This is a genomic window from Methylobacterium oxalidis, assembly GCF_007992195.1.
In the GTDB taxonomy this organism is placed as follows: domain Bacteria; phylum Pseudomonadota; class Alphaproteobacteria; order Rhizobiales; family Beijerinckiaceae; genus Methylobacterium; species Methylobacterium oxalidis.
Map to the genome: position 1 here is coordinate 75,417 of NZ_BJZU01000021.1, position 14,430 is coordinate 89,846.

Annotated in this window: 15 protein-coding genes and 1 tRNA gene; 9 read left to right on the top strand and 7 right to left on the bottom strand. The window is 66.2% G+C overall.

The genetic code is table 11. The features are described 5' to 3' along the window. Positions 1–54 precede the first annotated feature (54 nt). From arsB to MOX02_RS07170, 3 genes are read right to left on the bottom strand one after another with little or no spacing between them, the layout of a single operon-like run. Complete coding sequence (arsB, locus tag MOX02_RS07160) at positions 55–1,122, bottom strand: ACR3 family arsenite efflux transporter (RefSeq protein WP_147025122.1); 1,068 nt, start codon at positions 1,120–1,122, stop codon at positions 55–57. A 9-nt stretch (positions 1,123–1,131) separates the two neighbouring features. Then, positions 1,132–1,569, bottom strand: a complete 438-nt coding sequence (arsC, locus tag MOX02_RS07165) for an arsenate reductase (glutaredoxin) (RefSeq protein WP_147025123.1) — start codon at positions 1,567–1,569, stop codon at positions 1,132–1,134. Next, positions 1,562–1,921: an ArsR/SmtB family transcription factor gene (locus tag MOX02_RS07170; RefSeq protein WP_147025124.1), complete on the bottom strand. Its 360-nt coding sequence runs from the start codon at positions 1,919–1,921 to the stop codon at positions 1,562–1,564. The genes arsC and MOX02_RS07170 overlap by 8 nt, the downstream gene beginning before the upstream one ends. 50 nt (positions 1,922–1,971) lie before the next feature. Here MOX02_RS07170 and arsH point away from each other — a divergent pair, with 50 nt between their 5' ends. Continuing rightward, complete coding sequence (gene arsH, locus MOX02_RS07175) at positions 1,972–2,718, top strand: arsenical resistance protein ArsH (protein ID WP_147025125.1); 747 nt, start codon at positions 1,972–1,974, stop codon at positions 2,716–2,718. A gap of 369 nt (positions 2,719–3,087) precedes the next feature. On the opposite strand, the gene MOX02_RS07180 is transcribed toward arsH, so the two are convergent. After that, a complete protein-coding gene (locus MOX02_RS07180; RefSeq protein ID WP_147025126.1) occupies positions 3,088–3,546 on the bottom strand; it encodes a helix-turn-helix domain-containing protein in 459 nt (152 codons plus the stop codon). Positions 3,547–4,522: 976 nt separating this feature from the next. Between MOX02_RS07180 and MOX02_RS07190 the strand changes: the two genes are divergently transcribed. The 7 genes from MOX02_RS07190 to MOX02_RS07220 all read left to right on the top strand — a co-directional run bounded on the left by MOX02_RS07190 (position 4,523) and on the right by MOX02_RS07220 (position 11,023). Continuing rightward, positions 4,523–5,473 (top strand): metallophosphoesterase family protein, encoded by a 951-nt coding sequence (locus MOX02_RS07190; RefSeq protein WP_147025128.1) that lies wholly within the window; start codon positions 4,523–4,525, stop codon positions 5,471–5,473. 34 nt (positions 5,474–5,507) lie between these two features. Next, positions 5,508–5,882: a cupredoxin domain-containing protein gene (locus tag MOX02_RS07195; protein WP_147025129.1), complete on the top strand. Its 375-nt coding sequence runs from the start codon at positions 5,508–5,510 to the stop codon at positions 5,880–5,882. Positions 5,883–6,136: 254 nt separating this feature from the next. Next, positions 6,137–6,694, top strand: a complete 558-nt coding sequence (locus MOX02_RS07200) for a sigma-70 family RNA polymerase sigma factor (protein WP_373866720.1) — start codon at positions 6,137–6,139, stop codon at positions 6,692–6,694. Continuing rightward, positions 6,691–7,512, top strand: a complete 822-nt coding sequence (locus MOX02_RS07205; RefSeq protein WP_147025131.1) for an anti-sigma factor family protein — start codon at positions 6,691–6,693, stop codon at positions 7,510–7,512. Before MOX02_RS07200 ends, MOX02_RS07205 begins: the two co-directional genes overlap by 4 nt. A gap of 156 nt (positions 7,513–7,668) precedes the next feature. After that, the gene (locus tag MOX02_RS07210) at positions 7,669–9,336 is read left to right on the top strand and encodes an adenylate/guanylate cyclase domain-containing protein (protein WP_147025132.1); all 1,668 of its coding nucleotides are present in this window, start codon (positions 7,669–7,671) and stop codon (positions 9,334–9,336) included. A 488-nt stretch (positions 9,337–9,824) separates the two neighbouring features. Beyond that, positions 9,825–10,220 (top strand): hypothetical protein, encoded by a 396-nt coding sequence (locus tag MOX02_RS07215; protein WP_147025133.1) that lies wholly within the window; start codon positions 9,825–9,827, stop codon positions 10,218–10,220. Positions 10,221–10,360: 140 nt separating this feature from the next. Further along, positions 10,361–11,023 (top strand): hypothetical protein, encoded by a 663-nt coding sequence (locus MOX02_RS07220; RefSeq protein ID WP_147025134.1) that lies wholly within the window; start codon positions 10,361–10,363, stop codon positions 11,021–11,023. Between the two features lie 99 nt (positions 11,024–11,122). Here the strand turns inward: MOX02_RS07220 and MOX02_RS07225 are convergent, their stop codons facing one another. Both MOX02_RS07225 and MOX02_RS07230 read right to left on the bottom strand, forming a co-directional pair. Then, positions 11,123–12,532 (bottom strand): TAXI family TRAP transporter solute-binding subunit, encoded by a 1,410-nt coding sequence (locus MOX02_RS07225; protein ID WP_238178774.1) that lies wholly within the window; start codon positions 12,530–12,532, stop codon positions 11,123–11,125. 116 nt (positions 12,533–12,648) lie between these two features. Continuing rightward, on the bottom strand, positions 12,649–12,942 hold the full coding sequence (locus MOX02_RS07230) for a hypothetical protein (protein WP_147025135.1): 294 nt from the start codon (positions 12,940–12,942) through the stop codon (positions 12,649–12,651). Positions 12,943–13,045: 103 nt separating this feature from the next. Here MOX02_RS07230 and MOX02_RS07235 point away from each other — a divergent pair, with 103 nt between their 5' ends. Beyond that, a complete protein-coding gene (locus MOX02_RS07235; RefSeq protein WP_147025136.1) occupies positions 13,046–13,474 on the top strand; it encodes a replication initiator protein A in 429 nt (142 codons plus the stop codon). A gap of 867 nt (positions 13,475–14,341) precedes the next feature. On the opposite strand, the gene MOX02_RS07240 is transcribed toward MOX02_RS07235, so the two are convergent. Then, positions 14,342–14,416 (bottom strand) — tRNA-Gln (locus MOX02_RS07240). Positions 14,417–14,430: the final 14 nt, after the last annotated feature.

Consider the following 14,430-nt stretch of genomic DNA (forward strand, 5'->3'; position numbering starts at 1 on the left):
CGTCGAGCGCCCCCACGACATCGCTCGCGGCCGTCACGGCCGGCAGCCGGGACGTCAGGTCTCGCGGGATGCGTGCACCAGAGCCGCTCCCTTGCCTGCCGCGCCGCGCTCGTACCACCCCTGGCTCCAGTTCACGATCCAGACGACCGAGAGCATCACCGGCACCTCGATGAGGACGCCGACCACCGTGGCGAGCGCCGCGCCGGAGTTGAAGCCGAACAGGCTGATGGCCGCGGCCACCGCGAGCTCGAAGAAGTTCGAGGCGCCGATCAGCGCCGACGGGCCGGCGACGCAGTGCTGCTCGCCCGCGGCCCGGTTCAGGAGGTAGGCCAGCCCCGAGTTGAAGTAGACCTGAATGAGAATGGGCACCGCGAGCAGGCCGATGACGGCCGGCTGCGCCAGGATCTGCTCGCCCTGGAAGCCGAACAGCAGCACCAGGGTGGCGAGCAGCGCGACGAGCGAGGCGGGCCCGAGCCTGGCGAGGAGCCGGTCGAGGGCGGCCTGCCCGCCGGAGGCCAGCAGGCTCCGGCGGACTACCTGAGCGATCACCACCGGGATGACGATGTAGAGCACCACTGAGAGGACCAGCGTGCCCCAGGGCACCGTGATGGCCGAGAGCCCGAGCAGCAGGCCGACGATGGGCGCGAAGGCCACCACCATGATGGTGTCGTTGAGTGCCACCTGGCTCAGCGTGAAGTGCGGCTCGCCCCGGGTCAGGTTCGACCAGACGAACACCATCGCTGTGCAGGGCGCCGCCGCCAGGATGATCAGCCCGGCAATGTAGCCGTCGATCCGGTCCGCCGGCAGATAGGGCCGGAACAGGTAGCCCACGAAGAGCCAGCCGAGCAGTGCCATCGAGAAGGGCTTCACCGCCCAGTTGATGAACAGCGTCACGCCGATGCCGCGCCAGTGCCGCCCGACCTGGCGCAGCGATGCGAAGTCGATCTTGAGCAGCATGGGAATGACCATGAGCCAGATCAGGGCCGCCACCGGCAGGTTCACCTTGGCGACCTCGGCGGCGCCGACGGCGTGGAAGAAGCCGGGCATGACGTGGCCGAGCGCGATGCCGGCCGCGATGCACAGCGCCACCCAGAGGGTGAGGTAGCGTTCGAACAGGGACATCGGGCTTCCTCAGGCGGTGGCGACGCGGCGACCGTGCTCGTCGACGACGCGCTCACCGTCCTCCTTCACGAATTCGCCCTGCTGGGCGGGCAGCAGGTCCAGCACCGCCTCGGACGGCCGGCACAGGCGCACGCCCCTCGGGCTCACCACCAGCGGGCGGTTGAGCAGCACCGGATGGGCGTCGACGGCGTCGAGGAGCTGCTCGTCCGTGAGGGCTGGGTCAGCCAGGCCGAGCTCGGCGTACGGCGTGTTCTTCTCGCGCAGGACGTCCCGCACCGAGAGGCCGGCGCGGGCCAGAAGCTGGCGGATGAGCGCCCGGCTCGGGGGCGTCTTGAGGTACTCGACCACGTGCGGCTCGATGCCCGCGTTGCGGATCATCGCCAGGGTGTTCCGGGACGTACCGCAGGCGGGGTTGTGGTAGATGACGACGTCGAACGCCTCAGGCATGGGCGGTGTCTCCGGTGGGGCAATCGCAGGCGGACAGGGCGGCGACGGCTGGCGCGCAGACCTCGGGCCGGCCCTGGCAGCAATCACGCATCAGGAAGGCGATCAGGTCGGACAGGCCGACGTAGGCGGCGCTGTAGATGACCGATTTGCCCTCACGCCGGGACCTGATCAGCCCGGCATGGGAGAGCTCCTTCAGATGGAAGGACAGGTTGGTGTTCGCGATCCCCACCGTCTCGGCGAGCACGCCCGCGGAGAGGCCGTCCGGCCCGGCGGTGACAAGGGCGCGCACGACCCGGAGGCGGTGCTCCTGGCCGAGCGCGGCGAAGGCGGCGAGGGCTTGCCGTTCGTCCATGATTGATCCATCAATCCAACGTTCGTTGAAGCGTATGGAAAGACTGCCGCGTGAACAAGCCCCGCCAGCCGTTCGCCGACGGGTTGCCGAACCTCTCCGAGGCGCACTTCGAATTGCCGAACACGGAGCGGGTCGAGGCGTCGACGCCGTTCGCCTATGCGCCGCGCTTCCTGATCCTGTACGGCTCGCTTCGGGAGCGCTCGTACAGCCGGTTCCTGGCCTACGAGGCGGCACGGCTCCTGGAGGTGATGGGAGGCGAGGTCCGCATCTTCCACGCCGACGGCCTGCCGCTGCCGGACGACGCCACCGCCGACCACCCGAAGGTGCAGGAGCTGCGGCAGCTCTCGATCTGGTCGGAGGGGCAGGTCTGGGTCAGCCCCGAGCGGCACGGCAACCTGACCGGGGTGATGAAGAGCCAGATCGACTGGCTCCCTCTGAGCGAGGGCTCGGTGCGCCCGACGCAGGGGCGCACGCTCGCGGTGATGCAGGTCTCGGGCGGCTCGCAGAGCTTCAACGCGGTGAACAGCCTGCGGGTGCTCGGGCGCTGGATGCGGATGATCACCATCCCGAACCAGTCCTCGGTCCCGATGGCCTACAGGGAGTTCGACGACGCCGGCCGCATGAAGCCGGGGCCGCTCTACGACCGGGTTGTGGACGTCTGTGAGGAACTGATGAAGTTCACCCTGCTCACCCGCGGGCGGGCCGCCTACCTTGTCGACCGCTACTCGGAGCGCAAGGAGCGCGAGCCCGAGCGGCTCAAGGCGGTGGCCGCCGACATTGGGTTCGTGAGGCGATAGATCCAAGTAGCTTAGCTCACGAACGATCAGCGTCCATCAGGCTGCCGGAACGCGGCTTCACCGATACGTCTGGTGCGGCGCCGAAAGCTGACCTTTGAGCGCGCGAGGTTGAAGATCAGCTCATGGCGCGATCCAGACTCAAGGCTACGCTATCGTAGGGTCCGCCTCCGGGACGCAGTCTGAGACATCTGTACGGCGCCAACGGACGCGACGTGGCTGGTAGGCTTTGGCCGGGTGCGAAATGGAGGCTAGGACGAGCGGCATTCCAACGGGGTCTGATACGTCAGCGCGTCCGCCGTTCCAAGAATGCCGGACGACGTGTGTGGAGCAAGGTTCGTCGGCGCGTGGAACGCTCCGTAAGAGCGAGCCTTATTGGAGTACCGGCAACGGGCGAGGATCTTCGTGGTGTTCCTCGCGCGGCATCCCCACCCGGTTGATCTGCCGCCACTCGCTGGGCGTCACGCCCGACCATCGGCGGAAGGCGTGCGTGAAGGCGGCGGGCTCGGAGAAGGCCAGAGCGACCGAGATCTGCCCCATCGTCATGGTGGTGTCAGCCAGAAGCCGCTTCGCAATCCCGAACTGGGCCTCGTTGACGAGCTGCTTGTAGCTCGTACCTTCGGCCCTCAGGCGGCGGCCCGGGGTGCGGTGGGTGATCATTTTCAGGCACGCCACGCGCTCCGCCTTGCAGCGCTGCTGAGTGACCGCGTTCTGGACATCCTGGCGAAGCTCATCCGTCAGCGAGGATGGCTGAGTGGCCACGTCGAGATCTCCGTTCGTGACAGTCCCATCTGGAAAGCGGTTGATGCGTAATCGGTTAGGCGAGAGCATGGGCAATCTCCCGCTCTCAGATGGAACAACGCGCAAACTGCTACTTGATCAAATAGGACAGCAGTTCCGCGCCACTGGGGGCTGACGCCCTCGCTGGCAGACGCTCCAAAACATCCGGCCCACGAACTTCCGCTTCGGAGGAGCGCCTGGGGACGCCTGAAAGGCCGAAATGGGCGCAAGGCTGCCGTTTCGAGATGGCCGAAGGCGGATCGGCGGTTTTCGGGTGTCCAGGCTGGGTAGGCGGGTGCTCGAGCGAGGGCCGCACGGGCGTGATACCGCGCGGTCCGTGGCTAAGCGAAGATTGCAGGGTCTCTGCGAGACCCTGATTGAAACTGCGGCCGCTCAGTTGATCCCACCGCCCGCCGTGCCGCCCAGGTTCTGTGCGATCGGGTCACGCTCCGGGAACTCTGCGTTGCCCGACGTGCTGCTCCGTCGGGACGGATGGAATGGGGCTGCCACGCCCGTCGCCTGCAGGCTGCCCGTCCATCTCGGACCGACTGAACCGGCCTCGCTGTAGCTCGTGAAGAGACCAGGACGCGCCGAGGATCGTGGAGCGGCAACGGCAGGCGCTGCGGCGACGGGGAGGATGAGCAGGGCGGCTGTCATCCGAAGCAGCATTTCCCCAGGACGCGTGGATCGATTCATGGACATGGCGTTCTCCTGACGCACGGCCAGCGGCCGGCGGCCCGGCTGGCGGGCCCAGGCATGCGGGGCCGCCGGCCGGCCGCCTGGAGCGCATCTCGACGCGGTGGCGCTGGCACGGATCGAGAGGCTCACGGCCTCTCCGATTGGCCAGACCTCTCCGCCGGCCCCTTTATTCCCGACTGCGCCGCCGAACTTCGGACCGATGCCGGGACGCCCCCGGCGCTTGCGGCGCGACCGGTTGCGATCGATCTCACCGCGTCGGGAATAATCGACGCCCGCCGAGGATCAGGATCGGCAGGGACCGGGGTCCCACGTCAGCGGAGCCGGAACAATGCAGCATCCTGACAATCCGAGCGCGCGGGGAACGATGAGCCGGCGCGGAGTCCTCGAATGCATGACCTGGGCGGGAACCGGGCTCCTCTGGTCGCTCGGAGGTGGGGTGCCGAGCGCGATGGGCCTGGATCGCGCTCTGGCCGCGGAGGCGCCGCCGGCACCCTTCACCTTCCTGCAGATCAGCGACAGCCATGTCGGCTTCAACAAGCCGGCCAATCCCGACGCCCTGGGCACGCTGCGCGAGGCGGTGGCCCAGATCCGGCGGCTGCCGGACAAGCCCGCCTTCATCATCCACACCGGCGACATCAGCCATCTCTCGAAGGATCAGGAGTTCGATGATGCCGACCAGATCCTTCGCGAGATCGGGCTGCCCCTGTTCTTCGTGCCCGGCGAGCACGACCTGCTCGATGACGGGCAGGGCCGCTCGTACCTCGACCGCTACGGCAAGGGGACGCGCGGGGCCGGCTGGTACAGCTTCGAGCAGCAGGGCGTCCACTTCATCGGCCTCGTCAACGTCGTCGACCTGAAAGCCGGCGGCCTCGGCAACCTCGGGGCCGACCAGCTCGACTGGCTGGAGCGCGACGTGGCGGGGCTCGCCTCGAGCATGCCCATCGTCGTCTTCGCCCATATTCCCCTCTGGACCGTCTATCCCGAGTGGGGGTGGGGCACGCAGGACGGAGCGCGGGTCCTCGGCTGCCTCAAGCGCTTCGGCTCGGTCACGGTCCTCAACGGGCACATCCACCAGATCATCCAGAAGGTGGAGGGCAACGTCGCCTTCCACACCGCCCGCTCGACGGCCTTCCCGCAGCCGGCGCCCGGGACCGCGCCTTCGCCGGGGCCGATGAAGGTGCCGGCCGGCGAGTTGCGCAGGGTGCTCGGGATCACGAGCGTCCGATTCGTTCGCGGCAGCGAGCCCCTGGCCATCATCGATACGCCGCTCGCCGGGTGAGCCGGCCGTAACCCTCGTCGACCAGGAGCGTCTCATGCCTTCAGCTCAACGCTTGCCGCGCCGTCTGGCCGGATGCGGCATCGCCGCGATCATCCTGCAGATCCTCGCCTTCACACCGGCCACAGCAGCGGCGGACCGCACCCTCACCGATCCGGTAATCATCCGCATCGACAACTTCACCTTCGCCCCGCAGGCGCTGACCGTCGCGCCGGGAACGCGCGTGACCTGGGTCAACGGCGACGACATCCCCCACACGGTCGTGGCGCAGAACAAGCTCTTCCGTTCGAAGACGCTCGATACGGACGACCGCTTCACCTTCACCTTTCAAGCGCCGGGCGAGTACGCGTATTTCTGCTCCCTGCACCCGCACATGACCGGCACGGTCGTGGTGAAGGCCTCGACGGACTGACCCGGCCCGGTAGCGAGAGCGGCAACGGCGACCGCAGGAGGTGCCTCATGACGGGCAGGCTCAGTGTGGCCGGAACGGGTTTGGCGGCGCTTCCCGCCGCCCCCGTCGGCGCCTGGATCGCGTCGATCCTCGTCAATCTCGCGGCTCTGGGCGCGCTGCTCTCGCGGGCGGTCCCGGCTCCGTCCGAACGCCTGCACCCCGCGGCACCGACCGGGCGCCGAGGCGGTCGCGACGAGCCTGCCGCCTCGGCGCCCTTGCCGGGCTCCGGCACCGCGTTCCACGAGATCGTGCTGCCCCACCTCGACGCGGCCTACAACCTCGCCCGCTTCCTGACCCGGGACGCGGACGCCGCCGACGACATCGTGCAGGACGCCTTTCTGCGCGCCTTCCGGGCCTATGGCGGATTCCGGGGCGGCGACCCGCGGGCCTGGCTCCTCGCGATCGTGCGCAACTGCGTGCGGAGCTGGGCCAGCGAGCGGGCCCGGATTCGGGAGATCACGGAGCCGCTCGCGACACCGCAGGCGCAGGAGGGAGCAGACGCGGAAGCGCTCGAACTCGCCGATACCGATCATGGCACGCCGGAGACCGCTCTGCTTCGCGCCAGCGAGGCCGGTCTGATCCGAAGCCTGATCGAGGCGCTGCCGGAAGCCTTCCGCGAGGTGCTTGTCCTGCGCGAGTTCGACGACCTGTCCTATCGGCAGATCGCCGACATCACCGCGACGCCCATCGGCACGGTGATGTCGCGCCTCGCAAGGGCGCGGCAGATGCTGGGCACCGCGTGGCGGCGCCAGTGCGGCGAGGATCGGCCATGACGGGAGGGCACGATCGGCCCTGCGGCGAGGATCCGGCCTCGCTGAACGCGCTCCTCGACGGGGAGCTCGACGCGGTCAACAGCCTGCGGTGCGAGGCCCATGTCGCCCGGTGTCCCGCCTGCGCCGCCGAACTCGATCGCCTGCGCGCGTTGCGTCACCGTCTCGCACGCGAGGGGGTCGCCTGGCGCGCGCCGCCCGCGTTGCGCGCCAGAATCCTCGCCGCCCTCGCGGAAGAGGTCGCGAGAGAGGCCCCCGGTGTCCGGGCCGCTCCGGCGCGGACGCGAGAACCCAACCGTTGGGCCGCGCGCCTGCGCGACGCGGTGGGCCGATGGCGTGCCGTGCCCGCGGGCCTCGCCCTCGCCGCAAGCCTCGCGCTCGCCGTCCTGATCAGCCGGCTCGACGAGAGGCCGGACCTGCCGGGTCAGCTTGTGTCCGGGCATGTCCGCTCGCTTCTGGCGAACCATCTGACGGACGTCCCGACCTCCGACCAGCACACGGTGAAGCCATGGTTCTCCGGGAAGACCGATTTCTCGCCCCCGGTCGTGGATCTCGACGACCGGGGCTTCACGCTCGTCGGGGGGCGCCTCGACTACATCGAGAACCGGGTCGTGGCCGCACTCATCTACAAGCGTCGCCAGCACGTCATCAATCTGTTCATGTGGCCCTCCGAAGGCTCGCGGCCGAACGCCCTTGCCAGAGAGGGCTACAACATCCTCGGTTGGCAGCAGGCCGGGCTCGCGTTCTGGGCCGTATCCGATCTCAACGCGGTCGAACTCAAGGAATTCCAGGACGATTTCGCCGAACGCGCGCCGCACTGAGATCCGCGCCCGGCCCGAACCCGGGCCGCGATGCCCACCTCCGGTCTCGGCCCGTCGAGGCGTCGCGCCCGTGAGCTGTGCTATAGCGTGACCTTCGCAAATCCGCGCACGCATGCGGCTGCCCGCCCGGGGCCCGCCGCAGCGGCCATCAGCGTCATGTGGTTGACCCCATTCACAGCCTTCCGACGCCTGACGCTCCGCCGAGTCCGGCTCGGCAGCGGGCTCGTCGTGTTCGGCTACGTGCTCACGCACCTCCTCAACCACGCGCTGGGCAACGTCTCGCTGTCGGCGATGGACGCCGGTCTGGATGTCGCGTCGGCGATCTGGCTGAACCCGCTCGGGCTTGTCCTGCTCTACGCGGCCCTGACCGCCCACCTCCTGCTCGGCCTCTACGCGCTCTACGAGCGCCGCTTCTTCCAATGGCGCGTCTCCGAGCTGCTTCAGCTGGTTCTGGGGCTGGCGGTCCCGCTCCTGCTCGCCACCCACGTCGTCGGGACCCGGATCGCCTTCAGCACGGAAGGGCTCGAGAAGGGCTACGCGCAGGAACTCTACGTCTTCTGGGTCGCCTCGCCCGCGAACGGGGTGATGCAATCCACACTCCTGATCCTCGCCTGGGTGCATGGATGCCTCGGGTTGTTCTTCTGGCTCCGGCTGAAGCCGGGCTTCTCGACGGTGAGCCCCTGGCTGCTCGCGGGAGCCGTGCTCGTCTCGATCCTCGCGCTGCTCGGCTTCGTCCAGGGCGGCCGCAGCATCGCGCTGCTGGCACAGGATCCGGCCTGGAAAGCGGAGGCCCTCGCGCCGATCCACGTGGGTCAGGCAGACAAGATCGCGCGCCTCAGGGCGATCCGCGACGCCCTGCTGACGAGCTACGGCTCGGCGATCGCCCTCGTCATCGCCGCGCGCGGCCTGCGGACCCTCCTGGAGGTGCGGCACGGAACGATCCGCATCAGCTACCCCGACGGGCGCGCGGTCAGGGTGCCGCGCGGCACGAACGTTCTCGAAGCGAGCCGGCGTCACAACATCCCGCATGCCAGCGTCTGCGGTGGGCGCGGGCGCTGCTCGACCTGCCGTGTCCGGGTGTTCGACGGAGACGACGGGCGCAGCCTGCCCATTCCGTCCAAGGCCGAGCAGGCCGTGCTCGACCGCATCGGGGCGACGCCCGGAGTCCGGCTGGCGTGCCAGTTGAACCCGACCCACGATCTCGCCATCACGCCGCTGTTCCCGCCGCGCCAGCTGCCGGCGCGCAGGGCCGAGCCGGCGCAGGCCGGCGAAGTGCGGTTCATCGTCGCCATGTTCGTCGATCTGCGGGACTCGACGCGGCTGGCGGAGGAGCGCCTTCCCTACGACACCGTGTTCATCATCAACCGCTTCCTCGGGGCGGTCGGCGACGCGGTGCGCGAGGCGGGCGGATCGGTCAACCAGTTGCTGGGGGACGGGATGCTCGCGCTGTTCGGCCTGCAGACCGACCCCGAGATGGGGGCACAGCAGGCCCTGCGGGGCGTGGACCTGATCACGAAGCACGTCGCCGGCCTGAACCGGCTGCTCGCCGCCGATCTCGGTCAGACCCTGCGCTACGGCTTCGGCCTGCATGCCGGTGCGGCGATCGTCGGTGAGATGGGGGATCACACGGATGCCCGGTTCACGGCGCTCGGCGACACCGTCAATGTGGCGTCCCGCCTGGAGAGCATGACCAAGTCGCTCGGCTGCATCGCGCTCGTGTCGGAGGCGGTCTACGCGGCGGCGAAGATTGAGGCGCCGTCACTGCAGGAAGTGCTGCTCCAAGGGCGATCCGAGCCACTGATGGTGAGACGGGTCGGGCCTTGAGCGATCTTCAGATGGCTTTTCCGACGTATCGAAATTGTGTCTCCTCATGCCCGCTGCGGTTTAGCTTCTCGCAGGTGGGTGCTGCGGCGCACGTTCATCACTGATATAGGCGCCTCACAAAACGCAGCGCTTCACGAGAGCGGGTCTTCGAGAAGCCGGTTTTCGGACAGTCTGATCTCACGCATCTCGACGGCCGGAATTGGCCGTCAGCGGAAGGGCAGCTTTCGGGCGAACTGCCGGGCTAAGCAGACGCCCCACTTCCGCCCACCTCTGTTCTCGCCAAGCCCTGTTGGAACGTCAGGCATCCAGCGCGCTTCCGATCCGAAAGTGAGCCGATGTCTCATTTGGTCAAGCTGCTTTTCTCGGGGTTCGTATGCTGCATCGCGCTGCGATCTGATGCCGCTCTCGACACATGCTCACGCGCTCCAGAACACCCGGTCCGGGACACGCGCTGATGGTCGAACGCACCCAAGAAACAGGAGGCCTGCATGCGCTTCACCTGCATGGCCGCGGTCTCCCTCTTCCTTTTCCTTATTACTTCCCATGCTGCGACTGCGGACATCAAGCGCCACAAGGCGGTCCCGGAAGTGTTCTGGGGCGAGTGGATTGCGGCTGGTCAATCCTGCATCAAGAACGATCAGCCACCCCTCTCAATCACCGCGTCGACATATACCCGCGCCGACACGCGATGCACGATCGACTGGGTTGGTGAAACCGCTGGACGAGCCGGTGCGATCTACTCCGCTCACATGCGCTGCTCGACCGGCGAACAGCCGCAGCCGTCGATTGCGAACCTGATCCTCGTTTCAGGGGAGAACGGCATGGTCTCGCTGGGGTCGGACTTCAAAAGCCTCCAGAGCTATCAGCGCTGTCCAGCCGAGTGAGAGCCGAAGCCGGACAGGAGGTCTCAAGAAGCAGGCCGGGGCGGAATAGCCGTCAGGCGGAGACGCCGAAGCTGAAGCGAGCCACGATAGCACCGGCAGCCGCGCTGCGCTCGCTCCTGTCAGAACGCAGGAGGTGATCCGTGAAGCTCAAAGCGAATCGAACGGAAGCTCAGACTGCACCGGCAACAGGCCTCGGTGGCCCCGCTGCGAAGATCCCCGAGCATTCATGGACCCGGCGCGCCATCAATGAGGCCGAGCGCTATCTCTGGTTTGCTCTCTACCTCATCGTGGTCTTAGGAACATTGATCCTGTTCAGTCTCAACATCTACGTCCGCATCGACCACGATGTTCCGCACTACTCGAGTCATCACTTTTACGTGCTTGGCCTGATCAACGCGCTGGTGTTTGCCAAGATCATGCTGCTGGCCGAGGCGGTAGGCGTCGGCTCCCTACTCATCGGGCGACGCTTGGAGGCGGGACGCCTTGTCACGGTGATCCTTTACCGCGTGTCGGCATTCACCGTCGTGCTGGTCGCGGCGTACATGGTGGAAGCAGTGCTGGAGGGGGCGTGGCACGGCAAGACGGTAGGACAGGTCCTCCCCGAGGTTGCCGGAGGCCCGGCGGGCCTCGTCTCGCTTGCCTGGATCTTGCTGGTGGCACTGACGCCCTATTTCGCTTACCGCGAACTCGGTCGGGTGCTCGGCCACACGAGGTTGCGGACGATCCTGCTGAAGCCCGGCAGCGTAGTCTCAGATGGCGTTGAGTCGCAGGTTCCGACCCGGTCTCCGTTCGCCGCCCCTTGAAGACGGTTGCCGTTTCGCTCGACCAGTCCGGTTGCGATCGCGCCGCGGCTCGCTTCAGGATAGGGACAGAAGCACCAAGTCAGCCGAGGCCGTGAACGCTCACTGCGCCGCGATGAGCGTTGTGGCGGGCCGAAGCCCCGGCTCCCGTGCGAGGCTTGCCCGTCGCTGATCCAGGGTGTGCCGCGCATGCGCCAGGGCCGTCGAGAAGGCTGACATCCGATCCGTGTCGCCGCCCCCGGGCGAGATGCCCAGAACAGCCGAGACGAGCTGGTGGAATTCCTCGTCCAACGCGGCCAGCCCAGAGGCGTCCGCGCAAGGCGCCGCATCCGCAATCTCGACCAGCCGCTTGATCGGCCGCCAATCCGCCTCCGACCGGCGCCGGCTCCAGTAGGTCGTCGCGGCGGCAAACAGCGAGCCGGCGAGGCTGACGGCGACGCCACCGACGTAGAAATATTGCTGGAACTGGTCGAAGAAGCTCTGATCCCCGTTGTTCAGGTAATCCGCAACACCGGGGTGCACCGGCAGGAGCGACCCCTTGGCGTCCGGGTCGGGCGCCTCGATCTGGTTGGCGAGCGGCGTCAGCGCCATGAACTTGGCCTTCGTCGTCAGAATCGAGCGGGCAATGGCCGCTGCGACCACATTCGGCATCAGCTCCGGTGCGGCGAACCGATAGGTGACAGCGAGCGTCGTCACGGTGTCGCTTGGTGTGGCCGGCCTTGCCCGAAGCGCACCAGCAGGCACGTCGATCGACTCGAAGCCGGGAAAGCGTTTGCCGATGGTCTCCGCTTCGTCGAGCGAGAGGAGTCCCGGTGTGCCCTTCGTCGCGCGGGCGATCGCCGCGACGGCGTCGACGGCCTCGCCCGGTGCTAAAGGACCAACGGCGAGGACGGCCGCCACCTTCTTCGCCCGGACGGCCTCACCCAGTTCGTCGAGTGACAGGAAGACCCTGCTGACGTCCTTCGCCGGCACGTCGAAGAAGCTCAGCACCGTGTCGAGGATCTGGGTATTGTAAGCCTGCAATCGCCCGGCCGGAATGCCGACCGTTTTGCCTGCCAAGTTCGCGATGGAGCTGACATGACTCTTGGGCGGCAGGATAAAGCCGACGACGTCCCGGCGCAGGATGACGATGGTCTGGCCATTGGCAGGCGGTGCCACGTCGCTTCGCACGATGGCAAGGTCGGTGCGGCCCTCTTCCAGCGCTTTGGCGCTCGCCGCAAGGTCGTCGACCTGCACTAGGTCTAGGTTGATGCGGGGGTGCTGCGTCTTCGCGACCGTCGCGAAGGCGGAGATGAAGCGCTGCGCCGTACTACCGGGCGGACCCGTGGTGATGCGCAGGTTGGCGTGCGGCGACCAGACGTGAGCCAACCCGAACCCTGCGGCGACGAGGAGCAGCCCCCCGATAACAGCGAGGAGGCGGCCCCAGCGTCGACGGCGCGGCACGCGAACGGCGGGCCGCTCCTGGCCCGTCGTCTCAGGACTGGGATCGATGGGCGTTACGTCCGACATCATTACGCCCCTCTCGTCATTTCGGCCTTGTCGTGCTCGGGGAAGTTACCGGTACAGGTCAGAGCGTTCCCGCGAGGCGCGTCCGGTTCCGTGCAGACGTCCCCGGCGCCTGACCTTGATCAGCAGTCGTCGCAGACGCCGTCGTGCTTCAGAAGCCTCTGATCGATGCGGTGATCACGCCGATCCAGCTGCCGGATCTGCAACCCTTCGCTGCCTCGCAGGACGCCGTCGCTCACATCAAGCGGGGGCGCCGTGATCGAATCCTGCTCCATGCGGTTGATTTGCGCTTCGGTGGGGATCGTGACCGTGCCCTGAGCAACGCGGACGCTCGGACCCGCCTGCGCTTCTCCTCCGAACGTCCCGAGAAGAAGGGCGATAGTCAACACGCTGCTGCGTGTCCATGAACTCATCATCTCCGCCTCCGTACGTTCAGAACTAATGGAGACCTCCCACTCTAGACCTTCTTCGTTCGTTTGACTTGGCCAAAGAGGACAAACGTCGAGCGCATAACATCTAATCGCCAGCAAGCTCATCCACGAGCAACCGCAGGGCAGCGCGGTGCCCGAGGTGGTCAGCCTGAACCCGCGCCGTCTACTGAAGGCGCGTGGACTAACCGGGAGCGGGCGCGAGTACGATCTGATGCGAGCGAGCCTGGAGCGTCTGCAGGGCACGCGCTACACGACGAACATCCGGCCCGACGGGGGATTCGGCGCGGAGCGGACCTTTGCGCTGATTGAGGAAGCGATTTTCGCAGAACGGCGCGGGAGCGTGGACGTGAGGCTGAGCGAGTGGTTCCGGACGGCGGTGGAGGACCGGCGGGTGCTGCAGCTCAGCGAGGCCTACCTGACCATCCCGGGCAACCACGAGCGCTGGCTGTACCGTGTGGCGCGCAAGCACGTGGGCGAGCGGTCATACGTCCAGGCGCATCATGGAGTCGGGGCATGAGCGATGAAATGTAATGCTTCCTCTGATCAATCACGTAGTCCCATGAGGTGATGTCAAAAATGACACATAAGATTTCAAAGAATTCGGCTTTATTTATATTTATATCCATATTCGTGTTAATTGAAAGCTTGATCTCCATCATTTATTTTGGACGTTCAAATAAAAATCTTAGTAATTTTTTCGCTATCATGGCCGCTGCGAATGCCATACCGTTTGTTTTCATTTTATATTTATTATTGATGAGATACAGCAGGTAGCTAGAATTTCTTGCAAGTGAGAATAGAAATGTTATATTTATAATATGGTTTATTATCATAGTAGGCGCCTATACGTGTGGATCTTACGTAAATTATTTGTTAAGCAAATACAGTTGCTAGTTATATAATCGGCATATTTAATTTATATACAACCGCAATTACATAAGTAAAAATATTATTCAAGTGAGTTTTCGCAATACGCAACCGCCGAAGGATTTTATAGTAGGAGCGAAAATCATGGCTTCAATTTCAAAAATATTCGAAATCATGGGGCGCCGAACATCGCCTGCGAATGCGATCGACGGTCTTGTGTGTTAAGCGACGAGCGCGAAAGGGCCGAGCAGCGCCGCGTCCGGAGCCGTCGTGTTCACGTCGCTCCCGCAGATGCCGCATTCCTGTCGGTCGGCGGCGTCGGCGGACGTGAGGCCGTCGGCTCGCGGTGATCGGCCTAGAGCGACAGGCGGAGCCGGGAGCGGACGTGACCAGAAAACGTGACTGTTCGCGGTTGGTCCCTACCGGACGTGGCACCCGGCAGGGTGTTACGGCGGAGGCCCTTCTCGCGTTCCCGATTTTCGGCTAAGTGTCTGACAGACAACGATCTGTCGGGTGTTGGCTGGGGCGCCAGGATTCGAACCTGGGAATGGCGGTACCAAAAACCGCTGCCTTACCACTTGGCGACGCCCCACCGAGGCCCGCGCT